Annotated in this window: 1 protein-coding gene; it reads left to right on the top strand. The window is 45.7% G+C overall.

The genetic code is table 11. The features are described from left to right. Positions 1-547: ribonucleotide-diphosphate reductase subunit beta (locus C1T29_RS12000; protein ID WP_208945452.1), on the top strand; the 547-nt coding region annotated here is incomplete at its 5' end. Positions 548-669 lie beyond the last annotated feature (122 nt).

Genomic DNA, 669 nt, shown 5'->3' with positions numbered 1-669 from the left:
AATCCGCCAGGGCGATAAAATTTCGCTGTTTAAAGCGATGGTCGCATCCGTTTATTTAGAAAGCTTCCTGTTCTACAGCGGCTTCTACTACCCGCTTTATTTTTACGGACAGGGCAAGCTGATGCAAAGCGGCGAAATCATCAACCTGATCTTGCGGGACGAAGCGATTCACGGCGTCTATGTCGGCCTGCTCGCTCAGGAGATTTACAATCAGCAGACACCTGAGAAAAAAGAAGAGCTGTACGCGTTTGCCATTGATCTATTAAAAGAGCTTTATGAAAATGAGCTTGAATATACAGAAGATCTGTACGACCAGGTCGGCCTTTCACACGACGTGAAGAAGTTCATCCGCTATAATGCCAACAAAGCGCTGATGAACCTTGGCTTTGAAGCTTATTTTGAAGAAGAAGAGATCAATCCGATCGTGTTGAACGGGTTGAATACGAAAACGAAGTCACACGACTTCTTCTCAATGAAAGGAAACGGCTACAAAAAAGCAACAGTTGAACCGATAAGAGACGACGATTTTTACTTTGACGATAAGTAAGCCGGCCGGGCTAAAAGGGCGCATCCGCGCCCAAGCCCCGCCTTTCAGTTATAGATACACGGCAAAATGAGAGCAGAACGAATCTGCTCTTTTCACTTTGAGGAGGAAACGGATACAATGGG

The sequence above is a fragment of the Bacillus sp. MBGLi79 genome (assembly GCF_002953915.1).
This window is presented reverse-complemented; position numbering and strand designations above follow the sequence as displayed.